Origin of the sequence: Desulfocurvus sp. (genome assembly GCF_023230885.1) — a bacterium.
Lineage (GTDB): Bacteria > Desulfobacterota > Desulfovibrionia > Desulfovibrionales > Desulfovibrionaceae > Desulfocurvus.
In genome coordinates, this window is sequence record NZ_JALNWM010000247.1 from 1 (window position 1) to 4,202 (window position 4,202).

Genomic DNA, 4,202 nt, shown 5'->3' on the forward strand with positions numbered 1-4,202 from the left:
ATGCGGGCCTTGAGGCATCTTGGCGCTCTTTTCGTCCTTTGGCTCTCTTCCGGTTCAAGGAACCAACACGGGATGTCCGTTGCTTGAGTCGGAAGAAATGGCTTTTTCAAACTCGACTAAATACGTTGGCCAGCCCGTCGGTCAGGATTCTTTGATCCGCCGCCGGCCAGGGCGGGGGCATCGCTCGCAAAACAGGAGGCGGTTTCCCTGGCCCGGCCCTTGAGTCGAGGCCGGAGCCATCCGCGCCCCGGGCTGGAAACGCGGCTGGCCGCCACGGGCCCCCGGCGGGCTGCGAGTTGGCCAACCCCGAGCGCTGGCCCCGCTGGACGTTGCGGAGGCCGCATCCGCGGTGTGCGGACCGGCGCGGGAGGAAGCGCGGACCGCCGCCGCGCCCCGTGTCGAAGCCCGGGCGGATGGCGCCGTCCCCGAGCTGGGCCCGGGGTTGCTGGGCGGCGGTCTGAGCCGGGGTCACTCCGCAGGCCCGGCGGGAGGAGCTCCCGGCGTTTTCCACAAAGCTCTTGCACCCGGACAGGCTGTCGGGGCTGCCCTCCTCTTCTCCGCACGGGGCGGGCCCTCGTCCAGGGTGAACTCCGGAAACGTGCAGGCCTGCCCCCCTCTTCTTGCTCGGGGCGGGGTCGGGTGCCGCCTCGGTGTTGGCCGTGAGACAGGTGGCCTCTCCTTCGCGCAGGCGCGGGGCCGGGACGCGCGCCGCGCAGGAGAAATTGGGGACTTCTCTTTTCCGCGCAGCCGCGGGGGGCTGACCGTCGCGTCGAGGCGTTTCTGCCGACGGCTTCCCCGCGCGCGGGAGGCGGCGGGCATCGACATCTTTCGCCTTCGACGGGCCGATGCTGCTTCCTCTCGCGTGTGGCGCGGCTGGTAACCCCGGCAGGGCTGCCAGGGCTGCTGCAAGGCTTCCTTGCACGCGGGGTGTGGGGGGCTAAAAAAGCTTGGTCGCGCTAGGATCGCCGCGGCTTTCGCGGGTGCGGGGCCAGGTTGAAGGCACGGCAGGATTTGTCCAGCGGGCGTTCCGCGCGCGGGGGGCGCGGCGGGGGGCGGCGGGGGCGCGGTGGGGGCGCGGCGAGGCCGGGAACACCCCTCACAGGAGGAGGGCGTTCCGCGCGCGGAGGCCGAGGTCGACGCAGTGGAGGAGAAGCCCGGGGGAAGCCCGGCCGTTCGCCGTGTGGGGGAGGCGTACGGTGCGGCCCTCGCGACCGTCACGTCCGCCTCACCGCCTGCCTCGGCGGCTCGGGCTCGCATCCGGTCCCGTGGGGAGTCCGTCCCCTTTCTGTACGCAAGGGTGGGATTCCATCAGGGGGGCCCCGTTCCCCTTCGCGTGCGGAGGTGGAGGCAGGCATTGGTTTCGCGGGCGGGGCATCCCCGAACCCCTGCGCGCGGCGCGGGGGAGGTGACCGCGAATGTGCCGGACAGGCGGCCGACCCCGCGCCATCGCGCCGGGGCGGGGACAGCCGCACCGGTGGCGCCGGGGCGCCCTCGCCTCCCGAGTCCCCGTGTACGGGCGGGGACTACGCCGTACGCGGCGTGGACCAAATGGCGGGCCCCGAGCCCCCGTGGCGGGGCGGGACCTGAACGACGACACCTTGGAATGGCGCCAGTCCCCCCGAGCCCTCGCGCGCGGGGCGGGACCGCCGCCGCCCGGGTCCACCCGTGTGCTGTCCAACCCGCGCACAGGGGGCACAACCGCCGGGCAGCGTCTTGCCGCTGCCGCCGTGCGGCCCTCCCACCTGCGGCGGCGGCTGGAGCCCGCGCTTTCTGCGCTTGCCTGCCGTGGCAAGGTCCGCCCGGCGCCGGGGTCGGTTCGCGCGCCTTGCGCAGGCTCGCGCGGGTCGGCCGCGCCCTTTGGCCCGCCGCCCGCCTGGGCGTCATTCGGGGCTCTTTCCCCTTTTCTCAGCGTCCTGCCTGCGGCACACTGGGGCGCTGCCGTGCGGCGGGATCACCGCGCAAGGATAGGGGAAGGGATTTTATCCTTCCGCCAATTGACAGCGGCGAATTTTTCGGTTTAGAAAATTCTCGGTGATATATTTTTTCCAGGAGTCGTTCGTGATGGGCAAGGACGAAAAGGTCACATTGGAACGCCAGGACCGCCGCCTGTTGGCCGTGCTCGCCGAAGACGGGCAGCTCTCGGCGGGCAAGGTTTCCGAGCGCCTGGGGGTCACGAGTCCCACGGTGCGCTCGCGGATGAAGAACCTGATGGCTGCGGGCGTACTGCGCGTGGCCGGCCTGGTCGATCCGTTCCGCATCCGGGGCCTGGAGGTCGCCTTCGTGGGCATCACGGTGGAGACCCACAGCAAGATGGACGACATGCTCCAGAAGGTGTCGGCCCTGGACAAGGTCAACTGGGCGGCGGTGGTCACGGGCCGGTACGACATCATGGTCGAGGTTCTGCTGCCCGAGGGCACCGACGATCTTTACGAGTTCATCAACGACGAGCTTTCGGCCATCGGCGGGGTGGCGGCCAGCGAGTCCTTCATGGTCATGAAGGCCAAGCGCAAGTGGGTGCCCCTGCCCCGGGCGGTGCGCCGGGGATTTTTCGGGCGGGATTAGCCAGCCCGCGAGGCCGCCGCTCCCTGCGGCGGCAAACCACAATCCTTTTCACGAGGTGGAGCCAATGATCATCGGTATTCCGAAGGAAATCAAGACGTTGGAAAACAGGGTGTCCATGACCCCCGGCGGCGTGGAAACCCTGGTCCGGCGCGGGCACTCCGTGCTGGTCGAGGCGGGCGCCGGCCTGGGCAGCGGCCTGTCCGACGCCGAATACGCGGCGGCCGGGGCGACCCTGGTTTCGCGCGACGAGGCCTGGGGCGCGCAGATGGTCGTCAAGGTCAAGGAGCCCGTGGCCGAGGAATACGGCTTCCTGCGCGAGGACCTGCTGCTGTTCACCTACCTGCACCTGGCCGCCGAGGAGAAGCTGACCAAGGCCCTGCTCGACTCGGGCACCACCTCCATCGCCTACGAGACCGTGCAGCTGCCCGACGGCTCCCTGCCGCTGCTGACGCCCATGTCCGAGGTGGCCGGGCGCATGGCCACCCAGGTCGGCGCGCGCTACCTGGAGAAACCCCAGGGCGGGCGCGGCATCCTGCTGGGCGGCGTCCCCGGCGTGACCCCGGGCTCCGTGGTCATCCTCGGGGCGGGCGTGGTCGGCGCCAATGCGGCCAAGATGGCCCTGGGCCTGGGCGCCCAGGTCACGGTCATCGACATCAACCACAAGCGCCTGACCTACATGGACGACGTGTTCGGCGGACGGCTGATCACCGTTTCCTCCACCGAGCCGAACATCCGCAAGGCCGTGCAGTTCGCCGACCTGCTCATCGGCAGCGTGCTCATCCCCGGGGCCAAGGCGCCCAAGCTCGTCACCGCCGAGATGATCAAGACCATGAAGGAAGGCTCGGTCATCGTGGACGTGGCCATCGACCAGGGCGGCTGCATCGAGACCATCAAGCCCACCACCCACAAGGACCCGACCTATCTGGTGGACGGCGTGGTCCACTACGGCGTGACCAACATGCCCGGCGCCGTGCCGCGCACCTCGACCTTCGCCCTGACCAACCAGACCCTGCCCTACGCCATCAAGCTGGCGGACAAGGGCTTCGACGCCCTGCGCGCGGACAATGCCCTGCTGCTGGGCCTGAATACCCACAAGGGCGCCCTGACCTGCCCCGCCGTGGGCGATGCCTTCGGCCTGGACGCCATCACCCCGGCCCAGGCCCTGTAGCGCGCCGCCCGGCCGGCCCGCGAACCAAGCCCCCCGGCCGCGTGGCCGGGGGGCTTTCTCGTGCGGCCCGCACCCCGTGGCCGCAGGGGTGCGAACAGCGCCCGGGCGCCGGGACCCCGGCGCCCCTCCGCAAAGCCGGGAAGGGGCGCTGGCCCGGCGTGACGCGGCGTGACGCGGCGGGCGCCGGGGCCGCCGCGCGCGGCGCCGTCACGCCGCCGTAACCTGGCTGTGGCATGCAGTGCCGTGCGCGCGTCCCGCCCCTGCCACCCCGCCCGCGAGGAGCCATGTCCCGGAAAACATCGCCGCCCCTGCTGACCCTGCTGATCCTGCCGCTGTTGCCGCTGTTGCTGCTGCCGTTCGCTCCGGGCGCGCGGGCGTTTTCCGACGGGCCGGTCCGGCTGGTCTACGCCGAGTCCAGCACCGCCTGGCGGGGCACCATGGAGTATCTGCTTCTCCCGTAACCCGTGGGCGG

General features: G+C 71.1%; 3 protein-coding genes. All 3 read left to right on the forward strand.

Annotated elements, in window-relative coordinates; translation table 11 throughout:
• The first annotated feature begins 2,061 nt into the window (after positions 1-2,061).
• The 3 genes from M0P34_RS14045 (at position 2,062) to M0P34_RS14055 (ending at position 4,191) form a co-directional block, all read left to right on the forward strand.
• Positions 2,062-2,562: an Lrp/AsnC family transcriptional regulator gene (locus M0P34_RS14045; RefSeq protein ID WP_291500221.1), complete on the forward strand. Its 501-nt coding sequence runs from the start codon at positions 2,062-2,064 to the stop codon at positions 2,560-2,562.
• A gap of 64 nt (positions 2,563-2,626) precedes the next feature.
• Positions 2,627-3,730, forward strand: a complete 1,104-nt coding sequence (gene ald, locus M0P34_RS14050; RefSeq protein ID WP_291500223.1) for an alanine dehydrogenase — start codon at positions 2,627-2,629, stop codon at positions 3,728-3,730.
• 284 nt (positions 3,731-4,014) lie between these two features.
• The gene (locus M0P34_RS14055; protein ID WP_291500225.1) at positions 4,015-4,191 is read left to right on the forward strand and encodes a hypothetical protein; all 177 of its coding nucleotides are present in this window, start codon (positions 4,015-4,017) and stop codon (positions 4,189-4,191) included.
• The last annotated feature ends 11 nt before the right edge of the window (positions 4,192-4,202 follow it).

Coding starts and splice junctions, on each gene's coding strand:
- ald (WP_291500223.1), top strand. CDS start 2,627: ATGATCATCGGTATTCCGAAGGAAATCAAGACGTTGGAAAACAGGGTG.
- M0P34_RS14045 (WP_291500221.1), top strand. CDS start 2,062: ATGGGCAAGGACGAAAAGGTCACATTGGAACGCCAGGACCGCCGCCTG.
- M0P34_RS14055 (WP_291500225.1), top strand. CDS start 4,015: ATGTCCCGGAAAACATCGCCGCCCCTGCTGACCCTGCTGATCCTGCCG.